Consider the following 25,002-nt stretch of genomic DNA (forward strand, 5'->3'; position numbering starts at 1 on the left):
CTACATAAAGAATAGAAACGAACGCTTGCTAAATAACCATTTTTGTTTGGATCGAAACAAAAAATAGTCTATAGAACATAAATATTTATTCATGAATATAAAAATTTAAAATTTAAGGTAGATAGGACGGGAAAATGAAAAAGATTATTAAAGTTGAAGCAGTTGAAAAACATTTTGGAAATCAAGTGATTATCCCACCTCTTTCTTTAGATATTAAAGAGGGAGAGTTTTTAACAATTTTAGGGCCGAGTGGCTGCGGGAAAACGACTTTACTTCGTATGATCGCAGGATTTGAAACTCCAACTAAAGGGAATCTTTTATTAGATGATGAAAGAATTAACGATTTACCGCCATATAAGCGTCATATGAACCTAGTGTTCCAACATTACGCACTATTCCCACATATGACAGTGGAGAAGAATATTTGTTTTGGTATGAAAATGCAGAAAGTATCAGCAGCAGAGCAGAAAGAGCGTGCTGAAGAGGCAATGCGTTTAACGCAGTTACTTGAGTTCCGTAATCGTAAACCTGCGAAGCTTTCTGGTGGACAACAGCAGCGTGTTGCAATTGCAAGAGCAATTGTAAATAATCCGCGTGTATTACTATTAGATGAGCCACTTGGAGCGCTTGACTTTAAGTTACGAAAAGACTTGCAACGTGAATTGAAAAACTTACAACGTAATTTAGGAATTACGTTCATATACGTAACGCACGATCAAGAAGAAGCAATGAGCATGAGCGATCGTATCGTGGTTATGAATAAAGGACATATCGAACAAATCGGAACGCCGAAAGAAATTTATAATAAGCCGAAAACGTTGTTCGTTGCGACATTCATCGGTGAAAATAATATTGTGAAAAACGGGGAAGGCTATGTAGCAATTCGCCCTGAAAATGTAAAAGTACGTTCGGTTGAAGAACCAATTTTAAAAGAATACCATCTTGGACATATTGAAGATATAGAGTTTGTCGGAAATATGGAGAAGCTTTATGTACGTGATGAGAAAACATCAGAATTACTAATGGCATATCAAACTGCTGAAGAGGCAGCGCAGTGGAGCATTGGAGATAATGTATATGTAGGCTGGGAGCAAGAGGACGAGGTGACCTTAAATTGAAAAAAGGGAAATTACTCGCACTACCTACAGTCGCGTGGTTATTAATTTTCTTCCTAATCCCGCTCGTATTCGTATTAGGATTCGCCTTCATGCAGCGCGGAGCTTACGGGACAGTAGAAATGCAATTTACGCTGGAGAATATATCCCGTGTGTTTGATCCATTGTACTTAGGGACATTATGGGAAACTGTTAAAATCGCAGTTATTACTACAGTAATATGTTTATTAATTGGTTATCCATTTGCGTATACAATTACAATTGTTGACCGCAAATATCGTTCTATTCTTTTATTATTGGCAACGATCCCGTTTTGGATTAACTTTCTTGTTCGTTCATACGCATGGATTGTTATTTTACGTTCACAAGGCCTTGTGAATACGTTGTTATTAAAGCTTGGTATTATTAGTGAACCGTTAAATTTATTATATAATACTCCTTCTGTAATACTCGGAATGGTCTATTCTTTATTACCATTTATGATCTTACCAGTGTATGCAGCAATTGAGCAGCTAGATAAGCGTAAGCTAGAAGCGGCTTATGATTTAGGAGCAACACCAATAAAGGCATTTTGGAATATAACAGTGCCGATGACAATGTCAGGAATTGCGACTGGTTCTATTTTAGTATTCGTTTCTTCTATCGGAATGTTTGTTGTATCAGACGTGATGGGCGGATCGAAAGTAGCATTAATCGGAAACGTTATTCAAAACCAATTCTTAGGTGCACGTGACTGGCCGTTTGGATCTGCGTTATCGATTATCGTTGTTCTATTCTCTGTTCTGTTAATTTACTTATATTATCGTGCAACGAAAGTATATAAATATAATGAGAACGGAGGGGAATAGGCAAAGATGAAGAAGTTTTTAGTTTCTTATTCTTGGTTAATTTTGTTATTCTTGTATTTTCCAATGATGGTTTTAATGGTCTATTCTTTCAACGACTCTCGCATTAATGCGGAGTGGGAAGGTTTTACATTCCATTGGTATACAGATTTATTTCAAAAACAAGATGTTATTGATGCATTTGTAAATAGTATTACGATTGCAGTTATAACAACGATTGTGACAACGGTACTTGGCGTATTCTTTGCGATTGCTTTACATCGTTATAAATATCGTTTCGAAGGGGCTATTAATGGCCTTGTATATTTACCAATTTTAATTCCTGATATTTTAATGGGATTATCTTTACTAATTCTTTTCAGTCAGTTAGGAATGGAACTTGGACAAACAACGATTATTATTGCACATATTACATTTAGTATTTCGTTTGTTGTTGTTATTTTAGCTGCGCGTCTTTCAAGTATGGGACGTGACTTAGAAGAAGCTGCAAATGATTTAGGAGCAACGCCTTGGCAAACGTTTCGTTATGTAACGTTCCCAGCAATTGCACCGGGAGTTATTTCGGCAGCATTATTAACATTCACATTATCAATTGATGATTTTGTAATTAGTTTCTTCGTATCAGGACCAGGATCAACAACATTGCCATTATACATTTACAGTATGGTTAAGCGCGGAGTATCACCAGAAATTAATGCTCTTTCTACAATTTTAATTGTTGCTATCGTAGGATTAATGGTTCTATCTGAAATCTTCCGTAACAAAGGTGCAGATGGTGAAGAAAACTCTGGAGGACACCTTCCTTTATAATACGAACGATATAGAAAGTACGAGGGGGTAATAAACCGATGAAATTAATGAAAAGAATAGCTGGCGCAGCAATTAGCTTTAGCCTTGTTGCTGGTGTACTTGCTGGTTGTGGTGAAAAAAAAGAAGAATTAAATATTTATAGCTGGGCTGACAATTTTGATGAGCAAGTGCTAAGAGATTTTGAAAAGAAATATAATGTGAAAATTAACTATGATAAGTACGCAAGTAACGAAGAAATGCTTGCGAAATTACAAGCTGGTGGCGCAAAGTATGATTTAATTCAGCCATCTGATTACATGGTTAAAACAATGGCGAAAATGGATTTATTAGCGCCGTTAGATAAAAAGAATATCCCAAATATCGAAAACATGGTTTCTAATTTCAAAACACCGGCGTTTGATCCAGAGAATAAATATTCTTTAGTGTACACTTGGGGTGTAACAGGGATTGCATACAATAAAAAGTATGTGAAAGAAGCACCTACAAGCTGGGCTGACTTATGGAATGAGAAATATAAAGGACATGTAACGTTACTAAACGATTCTCGTGAAGTATTAGGAATGGGTCTTAAGAAGCACGGTTTCTCAAACAGTACGAAAGAAGATGCAGAGTTAAAGACAGCAGCAGATGATTTAAAGAAGCTGCTTCCAAACTTATTAGCATTTGATACAGACAACATTAAACAAAAATTCATTACAGAAGATGCTTGGATCGGAACAGTTTGGTCTGGAGATGCAGCATTTATCGCAAAAGATAATAAAGATGTAGAATACGTTGTACCAAAAGAAGGCGGCACAATTTGGGCTGATACGTTAGCAATTCCAAAAGGTGCAAAACATAAAGAGCTTGCTGAGAAATTTATGAACTACTTACTAGATGAAAAAGTAAGTGTGAAAAACTACGAGTCAATTGGTTACAGTAATCCAAATGAAAAAGCTCATCCTCTTCATAGTAAAGAATACCGTGATAATCACATGATTTTCTTAACGAAAGAAGAGTTAGATCGTACAGAATGGCTTGTTGATGTAGATGATAAGTTAAAAGACTATGATCGTTACTGGACGGAGCTAAAAACAAAAGGTAAATAAGTAAGGAAATGCGGTTTCTAAAGTAGAAATCGCATTTTTTCATAGTAGGAGGAAATCGTTTGAAGAAGAAGTTACATCAATATGAGATAATGTGTATTGCTTTATTATTTGCTGTATTTGGTATTGTTGCTTGGCGCGTACATGCAGGTGGCGTTACCGTGATGGATACATATGTCCGTGGATTAGTAAAAGGGCTACAAACGGAGAGTTCCCTTACATTTTTCTCGTACTTTACAAAATTGGGATCAGCAATTGGGATAGTCGCTACGCTCGTTATAAGTTTGCTTGTTTTTTGGAAGAAGCGTTATTATGCTACGATGATTGTGTATCCACTGGGAATTTTAATAACACATCTTGTGAATAAAGGGATAAAAGAGATTGTACAGAGAGAACGTCCGTCATTAAATGAAGCGCTAGATGCACTTGGATATAGTTTTCCTAGTGGACATGCAATGCTATCAATTATGACATTTGGATTTCTTGCTTATATCATTGCTGCTAATTTGCAAAGCATAGCTGGGAAATGTGTCACAACGATTTTGATGGGCACAGTAATTCTATCGATTGGATTAAGTAGAGTCATTTTAAATGTACATTACCCAACTGATATTTTAGCTGGTTACTGCGTAGGTGGTATTTTGTTAGTTATCGCTATTTACTATCATCGTTTACTTACTGAGAGATTGGGGTTTAATAAAGAGAGATAGAAAAAACGCCTGGAAAAACTATCATTATAGTGTTCCTAGGCGTTTTTTGTTTGTATAAAGATATGATACAGTATAAGTGACAATTGAATTATTTAAAGTAGGTGAAAATGTGTGAAGACAAATGTTCATAAAGTTGATAAGTGGGGCAAGTTAGGAGCTTTTTTGTATCAATTTCGTTATACAGTAATTGTAGCGTTACTGTTGCTCGCAATCGCACTTGGGATTTTTGCTCCAAAGCTACCGGGAGTATTAGGTGGTGACGGTTTCCAAACGGAAGGCGACTATCAAAAAACAAAAGAAATTTTAGATAAAGATTTTAAGAGGTCTCAAGATACGCTTCTGCTCGTTTTTGAGAAAAATAAAGATGCTTCGCATGAGGAATTTAAAAAACGAATAGATGAAATTGTAAAGAATGTTCAAGAGAAAGAGAACTATGAATCTTTCCATCACCCAATCCAAAATAAAGAAATGCTACAAGGTGATATCGGTTATGCGACAATTTTATTTTCCGGGAAAACAAATAAAGAAAGAATGGAAAAGACATTACAATTTGCTGATGAGATTGAGAAAGAAAGTAATGTAGCATTAAAAGTAACACCTACAGGATTTCCGAAAATTAATCAAGAGATTAATGAAAGAACGCAAAATGATTTAAAAGTAGCAGAAATGATTGGATTACCAATTGCGTTTCTTGTATTACTATTTTCGTTTGGTAGCCTTTTGGCATCAATTTTACCGATTTTGAATGGGGCGCTTAGTGTTATTAGCACGATGGGTATATTGTATTTTATCGGTGTGGATAAAGAACTTTCTATTTTCGTGTTAAACGTTGCACCGATGATTGGACTTGCACTATCTATTGATTTTGCGCTATTATTTGTGAACCGTTTTCGAGAGGAAGTTGCTAAACGAACGGTAAAAGAAGCGATAGCAATTACATATCAGACGGCAGGACGTGCAATTGTATTTTCAGGATTATGCGTATTTGTTGGGTTGTCAGGTTTGTTTTTCTTTAAGATAGATTATATTCAATCTGTCGCGATTAGCGGAATGATTGTTGTGATTATGAGTATTTTATTCTCACTCACACTTCTTCCAGCGCTATTATCGTTAATAGGTAAAAGAATATTAAAAAAGAATCAAGTAGCACATACGCCGGCAAAAGCATGGCGTAAATTTGCACAATTTGTAATGAAACATCCAATCGCAATGATTATTGTTGTTACAACATTTATTGTTATTTGCTTATTGCCGTTACGTACAGCTAATTTGCAGTTCCCTGGTGTTGAAGCTTTACCTGAAAAGAGTGATACAAGGATTGCATATGAAAAGTATGAAGAAGCATTTAATGAAACTGTCAAAACACACGCTGATGTTATGTTAGTTGTAGAGACGAAAGAAGATATGAAAGAAAAAGAAAGTCTACAAAAGATAGAAGAAGTCGTTCAAAAGTTAAAAGATGATAAGAAAGTACATGAAGTAAGAAGTTTATACGACGGGTTAACTGGAATGAAAGCAGATCAAGTTGTTGGAATATTGCAGTCGCCAGAGTCAGCGAAACTAACTCCTGTATTTGAAGCATACACGAAAGGGAATAAGACGACGATAGAAGTCTTTTTGAAAACAAAACCACGTACAGAGACTGCAAAACAGTGGGTGCGTGACTTTAAAAAGAACTATAAAGAAACGGATGTTACGTATTATCTAGGCGGAATGACGACGTTTCAACAAGAATTAGAAGATGAAATTAAAGATAAAGTTGTAATTGGTATGTCTGTTATATTTGGATCGACCTTTGTTATATTATTATTTGCATTCCGATCTATACTCATTCCAATTAAGGCAATTATTATGAATATACTTAGTTTAAGTGCAACCATTGGAATTGTTGTTTGGTTATTTGAAGGTGGTCATTTCGGTTTAGAAGCGAGTCCGGTTCTGTTTGTCTTACCAATCTTCATTTTTGGCCTCGTATTTGGGCTTAGTATGGATTATGAAGTATTTCTTATTTCACGCATTCATGAGCTCTATGAAGAAACAGGAGATAACGATCAAGCAACGTTAGAAGGGCTCGTTTCAACAAGTAGAATCATTACATCAGCTGCTTTAATAATGATTGTTGTAACGGGTGCATTCGCATTTACTGATATTTTACCAGTAAAGCAGATGGGGCTTGGCGTCGCATTAGCAATATTTCTTGATGCAACAATTATTCGTCTTATGCTCGTACCAAGCTTAATGAAGTTATTTGGAGACTGGAACTGGTGGTTGCCATTTCGAAAAAAACGAGAAAAATCATCATAAAAAAATGCTCATCATATTGATGAGCATTTTTTTATGAATAGCAAGACCTACATTTTGCAAATAGTATGTGATAAGAACATTACATACAAGTAGGTGAAGGCAATGTTTCGTTATTTTAAGTTTAAGTTAAATGATACAGTACAGTTTGCAGAAAACGATGGGCATATGTATCGCATTGTCGGTTATCGGTTAGAAAAGGGATTTTATCCAAAAGATGAATGGACTCATATCATTTATGAACTACTTAGAGAATTTGACGGGTATACGATGGATGCAGAGGAGGAAGAACTTGTAAAGGTCGTTCAAGTAGAGGATGAGTATTACAAAATACAAGAAGTATCAGGTTATCGTTATCCAGTAAAAATGAAACAAAAACAACAAGTGATGAAAATAGAAAGGATGGACGATTTATTAGATGCTTACAATGATTATAAAAGGTTGGCAGATTTCTTTAAAGATTTATCGTATGAACAAAAAGCTGAAGAAGTATTGTTAGAAATGAAAAGGCTTAGAGCTTGAGGGGCAGTCTATTATAAGACTGTCCTCTATTTTTGACGGTGCATCAAAGTGTGTTTTCCGTTACAATGAGAGAATCAATAGAAATAAGGTGATAAACAGTATGGAAACAAAGAAAAAGGGCGAATGGTGTGAAATTACCGTTCCAGCTAAATGGAATGGTATAAGTATTGAATCGGTATTAAAAGTAGAATGGGAAATACCGAAAAAGCTATTACATCAGCTTCGTATGGAAAAAGGTGTTACGGTTAACGGGGAACAAAGAAGATGGAATGAGCTTTTAAAAGAGAACGATAAGTTACAAGTTCATATGTTTGCGGAGGAAGAGTACGGTGTAGATCCAGAATATGGTGAATTACATGTAGTATACGAAGATGATCACGTACTCATCGTAAATAAACTAGAGCAAATGGACACACATCCTGCTGAAAAAGGTGGAAACGGGACGCTTGCAAATCTTGTTGCTTTTCATTTTCAAATGCAAGGTTTAGAGACGAAGGTTCGTCATATTCATCGTTTAGATAAAGATACGACAGGTGGTGTCGTGTTTGCTAAGCATAGAATTGCTGGTGCAATTATGGATCGTTTATTAATGGAACGAAAAATTAAAAGAACGTACGCAGCGCTCGTTGAAGGGAAAGTAAAGAAGAAACAAGGAACGATTGATGCTGCTATCGGAAGGGATCGCCATCATGCTACAAGGCGTCGTATTTCTCCAAAAGGTGACCAAGCTATCACATATTATAAAGTAGAAAAGTATTTTAAGAAGCAAAACACGACTTTCGTAACGTTACAATTAGAAACGGGTAGAACGCATCAAATTCGTGTTCATATGAGTCATAATGGTAATCCACTAGTTGGGGATGTATTATATGGTGGGCAAACAAAATATATGTCCAGTCAAGCATTACATGCGATGAAGATAAATTTCTTGCATCCAATTACGAAAGAAGCGATTGAAGTTGATGTGCCGTTTCCTACAAAATTAAATAATAAAATAAAAGAATTTCAAAAAGAAAATGCGTAAAGTATAAGTTTTAATTTGAAAAAAGTAGATTTTTGCAGGGATTTCTCTAAAAGAAGCGAAGCCGTTAAGAGAAAAGAGAGGTGAGAATTACTTGATCAAATATAAGTATGTACTTGGAATATTTTTCGCTTGTCTTTTAGTTACTCTATGTCTTTACCCCTATTTACCAAATCGTATGGCAGTACATTGGAACGTAAATGGTGAGCCAAACGAGTTTATGAGTAAACAAGTTGTTGTAGCATTTATTCCTTGTTTTATTATTTTTTCATATGGATTTTTGTATATTATTTCACATAATATATTTAAGTTTAATCAAAGAGAGCATTGTATTATAGGTGGATTTATAAAGAAAATTACATTATTTATGTTGTTTATTCATATGCTTATTCTCTTGATTAATTTTGGAGATTTTATATTCTTTCAAACAGGATTAACGATTGGGATTAGTATGTTTCTTTTTATGCTGAGTAAAGAATTTAAGAAAATAAAAGGCACAGAAAAAGATCCAATTAAATTACAAAAAATTCGTTTAGTAAGTAGACGGATTTTTCAAGTGATGGCATGTGGCATATTGTTTTCATTGTTTTTGAACTTAGAGTGGGGATTTTATATATTGCTTAGTGTAATAAGCTGTGGATCTATGTTGTTTATGTTCTATATTTTCTATTCATACATAATAGAAAGCTATGAAACTTGAAAAAGAGTCTTCTCATTATGAGAAGACTCTTTTAATCTATTTACTTTGTAATAAATTGTTGTGTCCAGTAGTTGCCGCTTTCTACATAACCAACACCGATGTGAGTGAAGCCGTTATTTAAGATGTTTGCACGGTGTCCAGCGCTGTTCATCCAAGCTTGTACTACTTCTTCAGGTGTACGTTGGCCTTGAGCGATGTTTTCACCTGCAGATGTATAAGAAATACCAAATTTCTTCATCATGTCAAACGGAGACCCGTATGTAGGGCTGTTATGATCAAAGTAGTTGTTTTTTTGCATGTCTTCAGACTTAATACGTGCTACTTTGCTTAATTCAGTATCGATTTTTAGTGCTGGTAAGCCTTGCTTTGTACGCTCAGCGTTTGTTAATTCAACAACACGTTGTTCGAACTCGCTTAAAGATTTTGCTTCTTCAGCAGGCTTTTGCTCAGCAGGTTTTTGCTCAGCAGGTTTTTGAGTATTGTTGTTTTCAGCAGGCTTTTGAGCTTCTGGTTTTTGAACTTCTTCAGCAGGCTTTTGCTCGGCAGGCTTTTGAGTTTCTGGCTTAGCTGTTGGTTGCTCAGTTACAACATTTTCAGTAGGTTGTTGACCAGGAATAATGCAATTTGGTTGGAAGTTTCCTTGTTGCCATTGCGCTAATGACTCAACGCCCATAGATTGTAAGAATGCTTGTAATTCTTGTTGGTTCATTTGTTTCATCATTACTTTTGAATGCTGAATATTTTGAACCTTAATGTTAGATGGTTGTACTGTTGCAGCTTGTGCATCTAGAGAAGATACTCCTAAAGTAAGAGCTGTTGCAGCAGCTACAGATAATAAAACACGCTTTTTCATGATGTGTGTCCCCCTATATAAAGTTTTAATTTGTTTTCACACGATTTGTTTTTGACAGCCTGTCTGACTGACAAATTCATCGTAGCATACAATTTGCGAGAAAAAAGATGGAAAAAAATTCATAGACTTTAAAATTACCTAATTTATCCTAAGAGAAGAAGTGAGCAAAAATAAGAGAAATATAGAGTATAAAAGGAATTTATAGTGTTTTTATACTTGATTTTAAGAGGGGTTTTTGGATAAATTTACCTAAAGAGAAAATAAAGAATCCTATTGTATCAATGGTTTGAGCGATTTTTTGAGGAATATAATGGATTGATTTTTACAAAACTGTAATGTTTCTGTTGTTCTTTTTTATAATAAAGTAACATATTTTTAATGTTGTAGCAGACAAAAAAGCGGCTATCTCTTTACATAGACGAAGGAGATAGCCGTTTTCCTATTATTACGTATGTTACGAGTTAGTTTCAATTGCTTCTAATAATAAATCTACAATGTGAATTCCTCTCATTTTATGAGAAAGCCCTTCTCGCTCAATTCCTAATTTCATTTGTAATAAACAACCTGGATTTGCAGTAACAATGGTTGCTGCGTCTGTTTCATGCACACGGTCCATTTTGTAATCTAGAAATTCCATTGATAACTCTGAATGAACAATATTGTAAATACCAGCAGAGCCACAGCAGCGGTCCGCATCTTTCATTTCACGATATGTTGCACCTTGGATAGCCTCTAGTAACATACGAGGTTCAGAAGCTGTGCGCATAACATTGCGTAAATGACAAGAGTCTTGATACGTAATAATTTGCTGCGTGAGTCGTAAATCAGTTCGCTTATGGAAGTCTAGTTCTACTAGTATAGCAGTAATATCTTTAATCTTAGAAACAAACTGCTTAGCACGTTCAGCCCACTCTGGATCATCCTTTAAAAGATAATCATAGTCTACGAGGTAAGCTCCGCAACCACCTGCATTCGTAATAATATAGTCGATGTTTAAATCTTCGAATGCCTTTATATTTCGCTTTGCTAATTCTTTTGCTCCACTCTTTTCACCAGCATGTCCATGCAATGCACCGCAGCAACCTTGTGTTTTCGGAATAACGATATCACAACCAGCTAATTGAAGAAGTTTCATCGTTGCGTTATTTGTTTCTAAAAACATAGTATCCATTAAGCAGCCTGTGAAGAATGCAACTTGTTTTTTCTTTGTACTTTCTGCAGGTAAAAATGAAGGACGATCTTTCATTGCTTTCATTTTTGGCACTTTTGGCAAAATGAGATCTATCGTTGCAAGTGTTTCAGGGAATAACTTCATAATACCTGTTTTATGTGTTAGTGTTTGTAAACCAGAACGTTGATAAAATCCAATTAGTCCTGTTAATGTTCTCATTCGATTTTGATGGGGGAACAATCCTTCAAAAACGACTTTTCGAACAGCTTTCACTGGCATTGAGAATTTTTTATTTTGATTAATAATATCACGAGCTTCTTCTAATAAATGTCCATAATTTACACCAGATGGACAAACAGGCTCACAAGCACGGCAACCAAGACAAACGTTTAATGTATTTTCAACATCTTCATCTGGTTCGATTAAACCATCAACGATAGCTTTCATTAATGCGATACGTCCGCGCGGTGAATGTGACTCTTTATATCCGGATTGAATGTAGGTAGGACAAGTAGGTAAACAAAAACCGCATCGCATACAGTTTAGTAATTCATCTTCACTTAATCGTTCTTTAAATTCTTTTTGAATATTTTCTTTATTTAATGTGGTCATCGCTCAACCACCACTCTTTTTCGAGTGTCTTTCGCGAACATTTTTCCAGGATTCATAATGTTATTTGGATCGAAAGCTTGCTTTATTCCTTGCATAGCTGCAATACCTTCTTTACCTAATTTCATTTCTAAATATGGAGCTTTCATCGCACCAACACCATGTTCACCAGTAATTGTGCCACCAAGTTCAATTGCTTTCGTAAATATTTCAGCAAAAGCTTGTTCAGCTCGGTGCATTTCTTCTGCATTACGAGCGTCTGTCATACAAGTTGGATGTAAGTTACCGTCACCAGCGTGTCCAAACGTACAAATAGGAATATTATATTTTTTTGCAATGGCATTAATAGCTTCAACCATCGGAGCGATTTGTGAACGTGGTACAGTTGCATCTTCTAATATTGTAGTAGGTTTTAATCGTGCGAGCGCTGATAGTGCACTACGGCGAGCGGTACGAAGTGCATCTGCTTCCGTTTCATCTTTTGCAATGCGAACATCAACTGCATTCATAGAGCGGCAAACGTTAGCCATGTTTTCAATATCTCGATTGACTACTTCGGGCGGGCCGTCTTGTTCGATTAATAAAATTGCTTTTACATCTGTAGGTAAACCGATTTGTGCAAACTCTTCTACTACTTCAATTGTCGGTTGGTCTAAAAATTCCAGAGTTGCTGGAATAATTTTATTTGCAATAATAGAAGAAACAGCACGTGCAGCTTCATTAATATCTTCATAGAGTGCAAGCATTGTTTTCTTTGTTTCAGGCATAGGAACAAGTTTTAATATCGCTTCTGTTACCACGCCAAGTGTTCCTTCAGAGCCGATAAATAAACGAGTTAAATCGTAACCAGCTACATCTTTTGCTAATTTGCCGCCAGTACGAATAATATCACCATTTGGTAAGACAAGTTCAAGCCCCATTACATAATCACGTGTTACGCCATATTTCAAGCCGCGTAACCCACCTGAATTTTCATTAATATTGCCGCCGATTGTAGAAATCTTCATCGAACTTGGATCTGGCGGATAAAATAAACCTTTTTCTTCTACTGCTTTAATAATATCAAGTGTAATGACACCAGCTTGTACAGTAATTGTTAAGTTTTCTTCATCAATTTCTAAAATATTGTTCATATGGCGGAAAATAAGGACGATACCGCCTTCAAGTGGACATGTTCCTGCGCAAAGATTTGTTCCAGACCCACGAACATACACAGGAATTTTGTGAGTGTTACATACCTTTAACACTTCAGCTACTTCATTTGTATTACGTGGAGCAATGACTGCATCAGGCATTGCTTGGAAGTTTGGAGTGGCATCATAACTATAAGTTAAACGCCCCATATTGGATGTATCTACATTATCTTCGCCAACAATAGATACGAATGAATGAATAATTTGCTTTTCTAACATTGGAAATCCCCCTCAAACTGTTAACGTGTTTAGTTATAATAAACAACGTGGTAACAGTGCTTTCATTATAATGATAAAAAAGTAAAGGGATTCTTTCTATGTGTAATCATCTAAAGATTAATCTGTTTTATCGTTCTTTTTTGTATGATTATCTAATAGGAGGAGTGCGAAGTATAAAACGTTTAAGTCTTTGAATTGTTTTGGATCAAGTCCTGTATGCTCTTCAATCTTTTTTAGCCTGTAATGTAATGTGTTAATGTGTATATGTAATTGTTTAGCTGTCTGTTTATAAGATTGGTTATAATCGATAAATAAGCGTAAGGTGTGCATAAGCTCAGGAGATGATAGTAAGTTTTCGATGGTACGCTCTAGAAATTGTTCACGCGTTTCGGCAGAAATATCTTGTAAACACATTTCTAAACGTAAATCTTCATTAAATACAATTTGTTTCGTTTCCAATGATACAGAAAGAGCACGTAATGCTTGTTCGTAAGATATGTTCATATTGTTTGGGGTAACTGTTTGTCCAATCCCGATATATAAAGGAATAGAAAATAAAGCTTCGCAGTCTTGTTTTAATCGTTTTAAAAATTGGTATGTTTGCTCGTTGGAGCTCATCGCTGTAAATAAAATAAAACGATCATTTCCCCACCGAACAAATAGATGCTCTTTTGTTAATATATTGCGTATATGTTGCCATATTTTACGCTGGAGCATCGTGTCATTTTTTCCAATAGAAAACAAAATAAGTTGTTTCTTCTTATATAAATCAATGCCAAGTGTTTTGGCGCGATCGAGAAAACTTGGAGACCATTCTGTATTTTGAAGCCAATCAAAGACGAAAGCTTCATAAGAACGGTGCTCAAGTTCTAGTTGCTCTAAAAAGTAGTTTTCATGAATTAATAACTCGGTCATCTTACGCAATATTTCTCCATAGCGTGAAATATTTTCAGGTTCTCCTGTAATTCCAATAACACCAATTACTTCGTCATGAAATAATAAAGGAAGATTCATTCCAGCCTTTACACCTTGCAACTGCCTTTCATCTTCTGTTGTAATGATGACAGTTTTCTTTTGGTTAGCGCAGCGGAGTGCACCTTCATGAAATTGACCAATTCTTTCTGTATCTGTACTTGCAATAATAACGCCTTGTATATTAATAATAATAATATTCTCTGTAATTAGTCTGCGTACTTCTCGTACAATTTTATTCGCTAAATCAGGAAATAGCATAATTGACACACCTCAAATTCTATTTGTTGTACATTATATATGTAAATTGAGTAAGAAAGGAAAATTTCACACTTTCCACACATTTATTTGTTATTTTACAATTATAACGAAATCATCCGAAGATGGAGGGAATCTTTTGAGAAAGTATGTTTTTCTTCTCTGTTTTTTATTTCTATTAGTAGGGTGTCAAGGAAGTTCATATACACCAATTGCTAAAGATAAAAATGTTATTATAACAACGAATATAAAAGAAGGCAGCATTAGTTTTATTGATAAAAAAAATAAAAAGTTAATCACGACATGGGAACTAAATGAGCCAATGGCCGGAATCACACTGCTTCCAAACGGTGAGGAAATCCTTGTATACGGTAAGCAATTAGAATATATGTATGTATATTCATTGGCGGAAGGAAGGCAAGTGGAAAAATATAAAACTGGAAAGGGCATTGTAAATGTGGTCGTATCAGAAGATAAAAAGCAATTATTTGCTGCCGATCAAAATGTTCAAAAGGTAAGGTTCTTTACGATAAATGGGAAAGAGACAGGAAATGTTTCAACAGGAAAAGGTCCTATAACGATGGTAGAGTATCATCATCGGTTATCTGTACTAAACTTTTATGATACGAAACTAACGACAATTGATACGAAGAAAAAAGAAGTTGTTCAATCCTTTATGATTCCGCCAGCATCAACCGGAGCAACGATTAGTCCTGATGGGAAAGAAATATGGATTGGCGGACATGGTGATGGAAATCAAGTAAATGAGAAAGTGTTAGTGTATTCTTTACAGGGGGGAGAAATGGTGCGCTCTTTACACGCTCCATTTATGCCTGTGAATATAACGAAGGATAGTAAGTACGTATATGCACTAAGTCATGGTTCGAACACACTTAGAAAGTTTGATATTAGCACATATAAAGAAATAGCTTCTGTAGAAGTAGGATCGAATCCATTTGCATTTTTGGAGAGCGGAGCAGAAGGATATGTAGCAAGTTATGATAGTGATGAAGTGTGCGTTATGGATATGAAGAATTTGAAAATAAAACAAACAATTAAAGTCGGAAAAGGACCGTTTCAACTCATAGAGAGGGAAGGGAAGGATAATGAATAAATATAGAGTGCTAGTTGTAGATGATGAAAGTGATATGAGGCAGCTTGTTGGAATGTATTTGGACAACTTCGGATATGAGTGGGGAGAAGCTGAAAATGGAAAAGAGGCTCTTAAAAAACTAGAAACAGATCATTATGATTTCGTTGTATTAGATATTATGATGCCAGAAATGGATGGACTTTCAGTTTGTAAAGAAATTAGAAAAACGTCAGATGTGCCGATTATATTTTTAACCGCAAAAGGTGAAGAGTGGAATAGGGTGAACGGCTTACGTATGGGAGCGGATGATTATATTGTAAAACCGTTTAGTCCTGGTGAATTGGTTGCCCGTATGGAAGCTGTGTTAAGAAGATATACAAAGCAAGAACAGCAAGAAGAGATTCAATTTGGACCAATTCTTATCAATGAAAAAAGTAGACGAATAGAGGCGGATGGTGAGCCGATTTCTCTTACAGTAAAAGAGTTTGATTTACTATATTTTCTTTGTCAGCATACAGGACAAGTATTTAGCCGGGAACAATTACTTGAAAAGGTATGGGGATATGATTATGCGGGAAGTACAAGAACAGTAGATACGCACGTGAAAACGATGCGCTTGAAGCTTGGAGAAAGTGGAAACTACATTCAAACTGTTTGGGGTGTAGGCTATAAATTCGAGGTGTAACGTATGTTTACGATGGTACAAAAACTTTGGCTTACAGTAGTGTGTGCAGTATGTGTAACAGTGTCCTTTCTTTATTTCGTATCTTTATACTCATATGAAAAACTATACGTTGATAATTTAAAAGGTTCATTAGTAATGGAAGGGAAAAATCTTGCTGCTCAGTATGATAAGCGCGAAGGAATATCAATTTTTGAAGAGAAAGTAAGATCATTTGATCAAATATCTAGTTCAGACGTTCTTTTCGTGTCTAATCCGCGTGATTTAAGTGCATGTTTACCTTTTGATGTGCATCATCATTCTCTTATAAGTGAAGGAGATAGGCAAACGCTATTAGATGGGAAAACTGTGACAAAGATAGGATATGAAGAACATTTTGAACGTAATATTATGGGGGTTGTCATCCCTGTATTGGAAAATAAAAAATTAGTCGGAATTGTATATTCTTATATTCCTTTAAAAAGTATAAAAGACTTAATATATGATATGGGTCTTATTTTAGCACCACTAGCAATTGCTATGATTTTAATTACGATATGGGTTGGAAGAAAAATTATAATTGCAATTACGAAGCCGCTTTCGCAAATGGAGCGGGTTGCAAATCATTTGGCTACGGGAGATTTTTCGGAGCGGATTACCGTTTCTTCAGAGGATGAAATTGGACGATTAGGAAAAGCATTTAATAAAATGGCAAATTCATTAGAAACAGAAGATGTAAAGCGTAAGGAATTTTTAGCAAATGTTTCGCATGAACTTAGAACACCACTTAGTTATATAAAAGGGTATAGCGAGGCTATTTTAGATGGTGTTGCAAAGGGAGCTCAGCAGGAAAAAGTAACCCAGCTAATTCATAAAGAAGCAGGTCGTATGCAGCGTCTCGTTCATGACTTGTTAGACTTAGCACAATTAGAAGGTGAGCACTTTCCGTTAAAGAAGCAACCTATCGTTTTTTCACAGCTGATTGAAGACGTATTAGATACGTATGAGATTAAGTTTATAGAAAAGGAAATTCATATTTCAACCAATTTAAATCCAGAGGTCATTGTCATGATTGATGAGGATCGTATGCAACAGGTGCTTCATAATGTGTTAGATAATGCGATACGGTATACAAATCAAAATGGAAATATCGTTATAACTTTAGAGCAAATCGATGATTACTGTGAATTAAAAATAAAAGATACAGGAATTGGCATTGATATAGAGCATTTAGAAAATCTTGGCGAGCGCTTTTACAGAGTTGATAAAGCGAGAAGTCGTCAACATGGTGGAACAGGTTTAGGCCTTGCTATTGTGAAACAAATTGTTCATATACATGGTGGACAGTGGAAAATTGAAAGTGAAAAAGATAAGGGAACAACGGTTATTATTAAACTGAATGTACAGGATGAGGGGGCATGTTCTAATTTTTAGGGCATGTTCTTTATATTGAAGAAAATATTTATCCCGCTATTCTCTGGTCAGTAAGACCCTCACCTCAAAATTCAGCGGAAGCAAAGAAGTTAGGTGGAGGCACTGCTGCCCGTAAAAGCCCGATTGGTGAGGGCTAATAATCAGTGGGGGATGAACAAAACCCTCACTGATTAAAGTTTCACTTTATACGTAAAAATATAAATTAATATGTAATAAATATCGGAAATTTGACTATTTTATGAACAAAACATTTGTACTTCTTATCAATTCGGTCTAAAATAGTTATGATGCAAAGTTCTTATAAATCGTTTCAATTGTTGTTTGGAAGATACTGAGGTGATTTAACTGGAGTACAAATCTATTAAACCGAAAAAAATTTACGAAGAAGTATCTGAAGCTATTTTAACAATGATTAAAAATGGTACGTTAAAACCTGGTGACAAACTACTCCCTGTGCATCAATTAGCTGAGCAGTTTCAAGTTGGCAGATCTGCTGTTCGTGAAGCGCTAAGTGCGCTAAGAGCGATGGGCTTAATTGAGATGAAACAAGGAGAAGGTACATATGTGAAGAACTTCGATTCTTCTTCATTAACAAAATCATTAAACAATAGATTATTAATGAAGAAAGAAGATATTTTGAATTTATTAGAAGTACGAAAGGTGCTTGAAGTGGGGGCAGTTCGAGTAGCGGCGGCAAAACGTACGGAAGATAATTTACAAAATATGAAACATTGGTTAGATGAAATGGCAAAGAGCATTGGAGATGAAAAGGCTGGCGAAAAAGCTGATTTTCAATTTCATATGGGAATTGCAGAGTCTTCGCATAATAACATTTTGCTTGAACTCATGAATCATGTTTCAGAGATGATTGCTGAAACAATTGGTGAATCAAGACGCATTATTTTATATGGTGAACAAACGACATCAGAACGACTTATAGAAGAGCATCAAGTTATATATGATGCGGTGTTAAAACAAGATGTAGAATTAGCGCAGAAAGCAATGCTAGATCATTTAACAAATGTAGAACATATTGTCACAGGTAAAAACGATATAAATTCGTAATTTAATCTTTTAAAAATTTAATTTTCTGATAAAATAGAGAAAGATTAAGTAAGCGTTTTCTTTAGGAGAGGGAGAGGATAGGCCATGGTTGAGCCTATTTCTTCTCTACTCAGTCATCTGATGACCATATGTTTGTTGGCGAAGTTGTAAAAAGGGGGAGTAATAGTTATGAAAGTTACTTTATTTGTTACTTGTTTAGTCGATATGTTTGAAACAAATGTCGGTAAAGCAACAGTTGAAGTGTTGGAGCGTTTAGGTTGTGAAATTGAATTTCCAGAAGCACAAGTTTGTTGTGGTCAGCCTGCTTATAATAGCGGCCATGTAGAAGCAGCAAAAGAAGCGATGAAACATATGATTGAAACTTTTGAAGATGCAGAATATATTGTTACACCATCTGGCTCGTGTGCGACAATGTTTCATGAGTATCCGCATGTTTTCAAAGATGATCCAAAGTGGGCTAAACGTGCACAAAAAGTTGCTGATAAAACTTATGAATTTACACAGTTTATTGTAGATGTTTTAAAAGTTACAGATGTTGGTGCAAGTTTATCAGGGATAGCTACTATTCATAAATCATGTCATATGACACGTATGCTCGGAGTAAAAGAAGCACCAGGGATTTTATTATCAAATGTAAAAGGATTAACTGTGAGAGATTTGCCAAACGTGCAAAATTGTTGTGGGTTTGGGGGAACGTTTTCAGTTAAGATGACTCCAATCTCTGAGCAAATGGTAGATGAAAAAGTAGATAGTGTAATGGAAACAGGTGCAGATTATTTAATCGGTGCAGATTGTGGGTGTTTGTTAAACATTGGCGGACGTATTGAGCGTTTAGGAAAAGAAGTAAAAGTAATGCATATTGCTGAGGTACTGAATAGTCGCTCATGAAGGGGGAACATAAGCTATGTCTATGAAAATCAGTGAGAAAAAATTTAATGATCGCGTTGGTGATGGAATTCAAGATTCGTTTATGCGCGGAGCAGTATCTTCGGCACAAACGCGCTTATATACGAATCGCTTAAAAGCCGCAGATGAATTAGGAAACTGGGAAGAGTGGCGTGAACTAGGTGAACAAATCCGTCAACATACGTTAGAAAATCTTGATTATTACTTAATGCAGTTAAGTGAAAATGTATCAAAAAGAGGCGGACACGTGTACTTTGCGAAGACGAAAGAGGAAGCAGCAAAGTATATTCAAGACGTCGCCAAAAAGAAACAAGCGAAAAAAGTAGTAAAATCAAAGTCGATGGTAACAGAAGAAATCAGTATGAACCATGCGCTTGAAGAGATTGGCTGTGAAGTGTTAGAGAGTGATTTAGGAGAGTATATCTTGCAAGTAGATAACGATCCACCTTCACATATTATTGCACCTGCACTTCATAAAAATAGAACGCAAATTCGCGATGTATTTAAAGAAAAGCTAGGCTATGAAAATTCTGATGACCCGTATGAAATGACAAAGTTTGTTCGTAAACAACTTCGTGAGAAATTTATGGATGCAGAAATTGGTGTAACTGGTTGTAACTTTGCTGTTGCAAATACGGGCTCCCTTTGTTTAGTAACGAATGAAGGTAATGCAGATCTTGTTATGTCAATTCCGAAAACACAAATTGCAGTAATGGGTATGGAACGTATGGTTCCGACAATGGAAGAATTAGATGTTTTAGTTGGTTTACTATGTCGTAGTGCAGTAGGTCAAAAATTAACAAGTTATGTAACAGTAGCAGGACCAATTCAAGAAGAGGAAGTTGATGGACCTGAAGAATTCCATTTAGTTGTTGTTGATAATGGTCGCTCTCAAATTCTTGGATCTGAATTCCGTTCAGTATTACAATGTATTCGTTGCGCTGCTTGTGTTAACGTATGTCCTGTATATCGTCACGTTGGTGGACATTCATATGGATCGATTTATTCAGGACCAATCGGCGCGGTATTAACACCGCTTCTAGGTGGATATGATGATTATAAAGAGCTTCCTTATGCATCTAGTTTATGCGGAGCATGTACAGAAGCTTGTCCAGTAAAAATTCCATTGCATGATTTATTATTAAAACATCGTCAAGTCATCGTTGAGCAAGAAGGTCGTGCACCACTTGCAGAAAAACTAGCGATGAAAATGTTTAGTATGGGTGCTTCTTCAGCTGCTTTATATAAAATGGGTTCAAAAATGGCACCAGCGGCAATGAGTCCATTTACATCTGGTAATCGTGTATCAAAAGGTGTTGGCCCACTTAAAAACTGGACGGATATTCGTGAATTCCCAGCTCCAAGTAAAGAACGATTCCGTGATTGGTATAAAGATCATAAGAAAGGCGGGGATAAATAATGACAGGATTAATTCAAAACCGTGATGCCTTTCTAGATAACATTGCAAAAGAACTTGGGCGCGCGCGTAAAACAGAAGGTGTAGAGCGTCCAGTATGGAAAAGTAATGTGAATATAGAAACATTAAAAGATTATTCACAAGAAGAATTACTAGAAGTGTTTAAAAATCAATGTACAAACATTCATACAACTGTAGTAGAAACGACAAATGAACGTTTACGTGAAGACCTTCAACAAGTAATCATGGAAAACGGCGGAGGACCTATTTTATTATCAGCGGATGAGCGTTTTGATGCATATGGTTTAACATCTTTATTTAAAGAAGAACTTCCAAAGCGAGACGTTGAAGTAAACGTATGGGATCCAGAGAGAAAAGACGGAAATATGCGTTTAGCTGAAAAAGCGAATATTGGTATTGCATTTAGTGATTATACATTAGCTGAATCTGGTACAATTGTTGTACAAAGTCATAAAGGACAAGGACGTTCTTTACATTTTTTACCGACTGTATATTTAGCTATTATTCCACGTGAAACACTTGTGCCTCGTATTACACAAGCAGTTCAGGATATGAACTCACGTGTAGAAGATGGCGAGACAGCGGCATCTTGTATTAACTTTATTACAGGACCAAGTAACTCGGCTGACATTGAGATGAATCTTGTTGTCGGAGTACATGGACCATTAAAAGCAATATATTTCATCGTATAAAAGAGGGGAAAGCAGGCCAGAAAATGGCCTGCTTTTTTAGTAGAATAATGGATAATATGAAGTAGAAGTTCTCTCCTTTTTTTGCTATGTTTTTTGGGAAAGGAGAGGAAGGGATGTTCACTTATTTATATGCACTGTTAGCAGGAATGGTGTTTGGGTCTTTTTTTATGTTAGTTGCGATGAGGGTTCCATTAGGGGAGTCTATCATTACCCCGCGTTCACATTGTCATTATTGTAAATATGTGCTAAGGCCAAAAGAACTAATCCCCATCATTTCATTTTATATACAAAGAGGCTGTTGTACGAATTGTAAGAGGCAAATTCCGATTATGTATGTAGCATTTGAATGTATAACAGGAAGTATATTTCTTCTTACCGTGTATATGATTGGAATAGAACGAGAGCTTATTATCATTTTATCCCTTTTTTCGCTACTTCTTATTATTTCACTTACAGATTACTTATATATGTTAATTCCTGATTGTATTTTAATTTCATTTGCCGTTTTACTCATTCTCGAAAGTGTTTTTGTACAATTAGTTACTTGGACAGATAGTATAGTTGGTAGTGGTGTTATATTCATTTTGTTATATTGCATGCAAAAGATATATCCAGAAGGGCTTGGCGGTGGAGATATAAAACTACTTTCGTTGCTTGGGTTTATAGTAGGAGTGAAGGGAGTTTTTATCATTTTATTTTTAGCATCTTGTTTTAGTCTTTGTTTTTTCGGGATTGGGATCGTATTAAAGCGTATAGAAGTACGAAAGCCCATTCCATTTGGTCCTTTTATTAGCCTTGGGGCAATATGTTATGTATTGGTCGCATATTCAAAGTAGAGAGGGAATAGAAAATGAACGTATATATGGATGATCAAAGAAGTTGTCCGTTCGGGTATGTGCCGGCAACTACAGTAGAATGTACCTTACAAATGGTTCGGGATTATGGTGTGAATATTCTTTCCCTTGATTTTAATATGGGATGGGGAGAAAAAAGTGGACTAGATTTTGTAGAAGCCTTTTGTACAGAAGGGTTATATGTAAATGAAATTCACCTTCATACGAATGATATCATCGGTATGCATAAGATGAAACAAAGATTGGATAAGGGAAAGGAAGAAGGAGAAATTAATCCTTACCTTGTTGTTAAATATGTGGGAAGCTAAAAACTCCAAAGTAAAACTTTGGAGTTTTTAATGTTTCATATGTGCTTGTAAAGGAATAATCTCTTCTTGTTGAGCTGCTGCGATTTCAGTTTCTTCCTGTTGAACGTCAGGTGTTTTCTTAGTTAAGTAGTGGTATACCATACCGACAAATACTGATCCGCCAATAATGTTACCGATTGTAACAGGAATTAAGTTATGAATAGCACCTGAAAAAGAAATTGTCTCAGGATGCGGTGAAACTAAAGATAAAGCAAAGAGTGATAAGTTTGCAATACTATGTTCGTAACCAGATAAGAAGAATGTGAAAACAAGTAGCATCATGACCATTATTTTTGCTGTGTCACCTTTGACCTGAGAAGGTAAGAAGCAAGCAAGACATACGAGCCAGTTACATAAAATGGCTTTAAAGAATAACTGCATTGTAGGTGTGTTCATCTTTCCTTCAACGACTTTACTCATTAAGTGACCGTGATCAATTGCTTCAAAAATTCCAGTTGCGTAAAATAGTAAGGCAAAGAATAACGCGCCACCTAAGTTACCTGCGTAACAAGCAACCCAGTTACGCAGTGTATCAGAAATCGTTGTTTCCTTTCTTAAAGTTGCTACAGTAAAGTACATTGTGTTTCCAGTAAACAATTCAGCACCGCCATATATAATGAGTACGAGAGCAATCCCGAAAAACATAGAAGCAGCTAAATAAGTTGCTGGTGAATCTGCAATGTGAAAAAAATTACCTAATTTAAAACATAGTACAATAATAAAACCGATATAAATACCCGCAAGTGCAGCACGAATGAAATATTGCATTGGGTTTGTATCTAGCATTTTCTTTTTGCTTTTAGCCAGTTTGACAACATAATCTAGTCCTTGTTCTAGCATGAGTAATACGCTCCTTTAGTAAATCTTCTATAAATACTCCTTATATGAATAAAGTACATGGAATTGTTCTCACTTTCAATAAGTTTGTGCAATGTTTCACAAAAAGGACATACATATATTTAGAAAACGTTTACAAAAGATAGTATAATGGAATTTTTTCTGGATATTGAGAGGAAGAAAGCAAAAAGAAAAAGCGCTGTAATTACAGCGCTTTTTCGTCTAAATTCTTTTCTACTTTTACTTCTACTTCTTTTGAGAAGAACCAACCACCAACTGCGATTCCGACTAATACAATCCAGAATGTAAGCTTCCACGGAGTGGATTCTGGGAATGAATGTGGAATTACATTTAATGCAGGGTGTGCTAATGTATAAACTGCTAGCTTTACACCAACCCAACCTACAATTAAGAATGCTGCAGTTTCAAGTCCTGGTTTACGTTTTAAGATTTGTACGAAAGCAGTTGCTGCAAATCGCATAATGATTAATCCGATAAGTCCACCCACAAAGATAACAACGAATTGCCCAGTATCAAGACTACCAATTGTACCTAATCCTGTTTTTGGTAAAGTCATTGCTAGTGCAACAGCAGCTAAAATTGAATCAACTGCGAAGGCGATATCAGCAACCTCAACTTTAAATACAGTCCACCAAAAGTTCTCTTGTTTTTTCTTTGCTTCTTTTTCTTCAGTTTCTTCATCCGTATTCTTTTTAACATACGTTTTAAATAAGTGATTACCAGCGATAAACATAAGGTAGATGGCACCGATTGCTTGCACTTGCCATACATCGACTAAGAACGAAATCATAAATAACGATCCGAATCGGAAAACAAATGCCCCCGCTAATCCATAAAATAGTGCTTTCTTTCGTTTTTCTTCTGGTAAATGTTTTACCATAATTGCAAGAACAAGAGCGTTATCAGCCGCTAAAATTCCTTCAAGTGCAATTAGGATGAGTAATACCCAACCATACTCCAATAATAATGATACATCCATGTACATTCTCCTCTCATTTCTATAAGTTCTAAATAAGTGAAGAATTTCCCCACTATTTAGTTTCCCCATACTCCTGCCTATTAACTTTGGAAGAATCTGGAAATGAATACAAAAAAGACCTCTGCCGTTAATAGGCAAAGGTCTTGCTAGACATATGTAATGAAAATGCCAACAAAGCCGGAAGAACTAAGTTCTACGTAATGACGACTTTGTTTCCAAGAAATTTTCTTGGACGCTACTCCCCTTTGGAGATATGCTATTGTATTCTCATTATATGGATAATTTCTACGG

Annotated in this window: 24 protein-coding genes and 1 riboswitch; of the genes, 18 read left to right on the plus strand and 6 right to left on the minus strand. The window is 35.6% G+C overall.

From position 1 onward, the window contains the following. The first annotated feature begins 134 nt into the window (after positions 1–134). The 9 genes from potA to DOS87_RS06705 all read left to right on the plus strand — a co-directional run bounded on the left by potA (position 135) and on the right by DOS87_RS06705 (position 9,109). A complete protein-coding gene (potA, locus tag DOS87_RS06665) occupies positions 135–1,118 on the plus strand; it encodes a spermidine/putrescine ABC transporter ATP-binding protein PotA (protein WP_000720333.1) in 984 nt (327 codons plus the stop codon). Continuing rightward, positions 1,115–1,963: a spermidine/putrescine ABC transporter permease PotB gene (potB, locus tag DOS87_RS06670; RefSeq protein ID WP_000715500.1), complete on the plus strand. Its 849-nt coding sequence runs from the start codon at positions 1,115–1,117 to the stop codon at positions 1,961–1,963. The genes potA and potB overlap by 4 nt, the downstream gene beginning before the upstream one ends. 6 nt (positions 1,964–1,969) lie before the next feature. Next, positions 1,970–2,770 carry a spermidine/putrescine ABC transporter permease PotC gene (gene potC, locus DOS87_RS06675; RefSeq protein WP_000714192.1) on the plus strand — a complete coding sequence of 267 codons (801 nt, stop codon included), beginning with the start codon at positions 1,970–1,972 and terminating at the stop codon, positions 2,768–2,770. 38 nt (positions 2,771–2,808) lie between these two features. Further along, entirely contained in the window at positions 2,809–3,858 is a 1,050-nt protein-coding gene (potD, locus tag DOS87_RS06680) for a spermidine/putrescine ABC transporter substrate-binding protein PotD (RefSeq protein ID WP_000772489.1), read from the plus strand. Between the two features lie 59 nt (positions 3,859–3,917). Then, positions 3,918–4,565, plus strand: coding sequence for a phosphatase PAP2 family protein (locus DOS87_RS06685; RefSeq protein ID WP_142330508.1), 648 nt, complete (start codon positions 3,918–3,920; stop codon positions 4,563–4,565). Positions 4,566–4,676: 111 nt separating this feature from the next. After that, complete coding sequence (locus DOS87_RS06690) at positions 4,677–6,869, plus strand: MMPL family transporter (protein ID WP_000856414.1); 2,193 nt, start codon at positions 4,677–4,679, stop codon at positions 6,867–6,869. Positions 6,870–6,971: 102 nt separating this feature from the next. Further along, positions 6,972–7,388, plus strand: a complete 417-nt coding sequence (locus tag DOS87_RS06695; RefSeq protein WP_000490302.1) for a hypothetical protein — start codon at positions 6,972–6,974, stop codon at positions 7,386–7,388. Positions 7,389–7,488: 100 nt separating this feature from the next. After that, entirely contained in the window at positions 7,489–8,412 is a 924-nt protein-coding gene (locus DOS87_RS06700) for an RluA family pseudouridine synthase (RefSeq protein ID WP_000448345.1), read from the plus strand. A gap of 91 nt (positions 8,413–8,503) precedes the next feature. Then, positions 8,504–9,109, plus strand: a complete 606-nt coding sequence (locus DOS87_RS06705; RefSeq protein WP_079245224.1) for a DUF1648 domain-containing protein — start codon at positions 8,504–8,506, stop codon at positions 9,107–9,109. Positions 9,110–9,149: 40 nt separating this feature from the next. Here DOS87_RS06705 and DOS87_RS06710 read toward each other — a convergent pair whose 3' ends face one another. From DOS87_RS06710 to DOS87_RS06725, 4 genes are all read right to left on the minus strand, one after another. Continuing rightward, a complete protein-coding gene (locus tag DOS87_RS06710) occupies positions 9,150–9,962 on the minus strand; it encodes a CAP domain-containing protein (protein WP_000747571.1) in 813 nt (270 codons plus the stop codon). A gap of 454 nt (positions 9,963–10,416) precedes the next feature. Beyond that, positions 10,417–11,745, minus strand: coding sequence for a (Fe-S)-binding protein (locus DOS87_RS06715; RefSeq protein WP_098578612.1), 1,329 nt, complete (start codon positions 11,743–11,745; stop codon positions 10,417–10,419). After that, positions 11,742–13,154 carry a glycolate oxidase subunit GlcD gene (gene glcD, locus DOS87_RS06720; protein ID WP_000890758.1) on the minus strand — a complete coding sequence of 471 codons (1,413 nt, stop codon included), beginning with the start codon at positions 13,152–13,154 and terminating at the stop codon, positions 11,742–11,744. The genes DOS87_RS06715 and glcD overlap by 4 nt, the downstream gene beginning before the upstream one ends. 117 nt (positions 13,155–13,271) lie before the next feature. Next, positions 13,272–14,396, minus strand: coding sequence for a CdaR family transcriptional regulator (locus DOS87_RS06725; protein WP_003277264.1), 1,125 nt, complete (start codon positions 14,394–14,396; stop codon positions 13,272–13,274). Positions 14,397–14,523: 127 nt separating this feature from the next. Between DOS87_RS06725 and DOS87_RS06730 the strand changes: the two genes are divergently transcribed. The 9 genes from DOS87_RS06730 (at position 14,524) to DOS87_RS06770 (ending at position 22,835) form a co-directional block, all read left to right on the plus strand. Further along, positions 14,524–15,498 carry a YncE family protein gene (locus DOS87_RS06730; protein ID WP_001234157.1) on the plus strand — a complete coding sequence of 325 codons (975 nt, stop codon included), beginning with the start codon at positions 14,524–14,526 and terminating at the stop codon, positions 15,496–15,498. Further along, positions 15,491–16,162: a response regulator transcription factor gene (locus DOS87_RS06735; protein WP_001046396.1), complete on the plus strand. Its 672-nt coding sequence runs from the start codon at positions 15,491–15,493 to the stop codon at positions 16,160–16,162. Before DOS87_RS06730 ends, DOS87_RS06735 begins: the two co-directional genes overlap by 8 nt. 3 nt (positions 16,163–16,165) lie before the next feature. Beyond that, complete coding sequence (locus tag DOS87_RS06740; protein ID WP_000494813.1) at positions 16,166–17,572, plus strand: sensor histidine kinase; 1,407 nt, start codon at positions 16,166–16,168, stop codon at positions 17,570–17,572. Positions 17,573–17,947: 375 nt separating this feature from the next. Then, positions 17,948–18,637 (plus strand): FadR/GntR family transcriptional regulator, encoded by a 690-nt coding sequence (locus tag DOS87_RS06745; protein ID WP_254894088.1) that lies wholly within the window; start codon positions 17,948–17,950, stop codon positions 18,635–18,637. A 168-nt stretch (positions 18,638–18,805) separates the two neighbouring features. After that, a complete protein-coding gene (locus tag DOS87_RS06750; RefSeq protein WP_000869152.1) occupies positions 18,806–19,525 on the plus strand; it encodes a (Fe-S)-binding protein in 720 nt (239 codons plus the stop codon). A 16-nt stretch (positions 19,526–19,541) separates the two neighbouring features. Continuing rightward, positions 19,542–20,963, plus strand: coding sequence for a LutB/LldF family L-lactate oxidation iron-sulfur protein (locus DOS87_RS06755; protein WP_000061930.1), 1,422 nt, complete (start codon positions 19,542–19,544; stop codon positions 20,961–20,963). After that, on the plus strand, positions 20,963–21,673 hold the full coding sequence (locus DOS87_RS06760; protein WP_000147194.1) for a LutC/YkgG family protein: 711 nt from the start codon (positions 20,963–20,965) through the stop codon (positions 21,671–21,673). Before DOS87_RS06755 ends, DOS87_RS06760 begins: the two co-directional genes overlap by 1 nt. A 113-nt stretch (positions 21,674–21,786) precedes the next feature. Continuing rightward, positions 21,787–22,509: a prepilin peptidase gene (locus tag DOS87_RS06765; RefSeq protein WP_000495721.1), complete on the plus strand. Its 723-nt coding sequence runs from the start codon at positions 21,787–21,789 to the stop codon at positions 22,507–22,509. Positions 22,510–22,523: 14 nt separating this feature from the next. Beyond that, positions 22,524–22,835, plus strand: a complete 312-nt coding sequence (locus tag DOS87_RS06770; RefSeq protein ID WP_001103767.1) for a cyclic-phosphate processing receiver domain-containing protein — start codon at positions 22,524–22,526, stop codon at positions 22,833–22,835. Between the two features lie 27 nt (positions 22,836–22,862). Here the strand turns inward: DOS87_RS06770 and DOS87_RS06775 are convergent, their stop codons facing one another. Both DOS87_RS06775 and DOS87_RS06780 read right to left on the minus strand, forming a co-directional pair. Beyond that, on the minus strand, positions 22,863–23,714 hold the full coding sequence (locus DOS87_RS06775) for a formate/nitrite transporter family protein (RefSeq protein WP_000893035.1): 852 nt from the start codon (positions 23,712–23,714) through the stop codon (positions 22,863–22,865). Positions 23,715–23,916: 202 nt separating this feature from the next. Then, positions 23,917–24,711 carry a TerC family protein gene (locus tag DOS87_RS06780; protein WP_000383326.1) on the minus strand — a complete coding sequence of 265 codons (795 nt, stop codon included), beginning with the start codon at positions 24,709–24,711 and terminating at the stop codon, positions 23,917–23,919. Positions 24,712–24,793: 82 nt separating this feature from the next. Then, positions 24,794–24,967, minus strand: a riboswitch (yybP-ykoY riboswitch). Between the last annotated feature and the right edge of the window lie 35 nt (positions 24,968–25,002).

This window comes from Bacillus sp. CR71, assembly GCF_003429245.1.
GTDB classification, from domain to species: domain Bacteria; phylum Bacillota; class Bacilli; order Bacillales; family Bacillaceae_G; genus Bacillus_A; species Bacillus_A thuringiensis_S.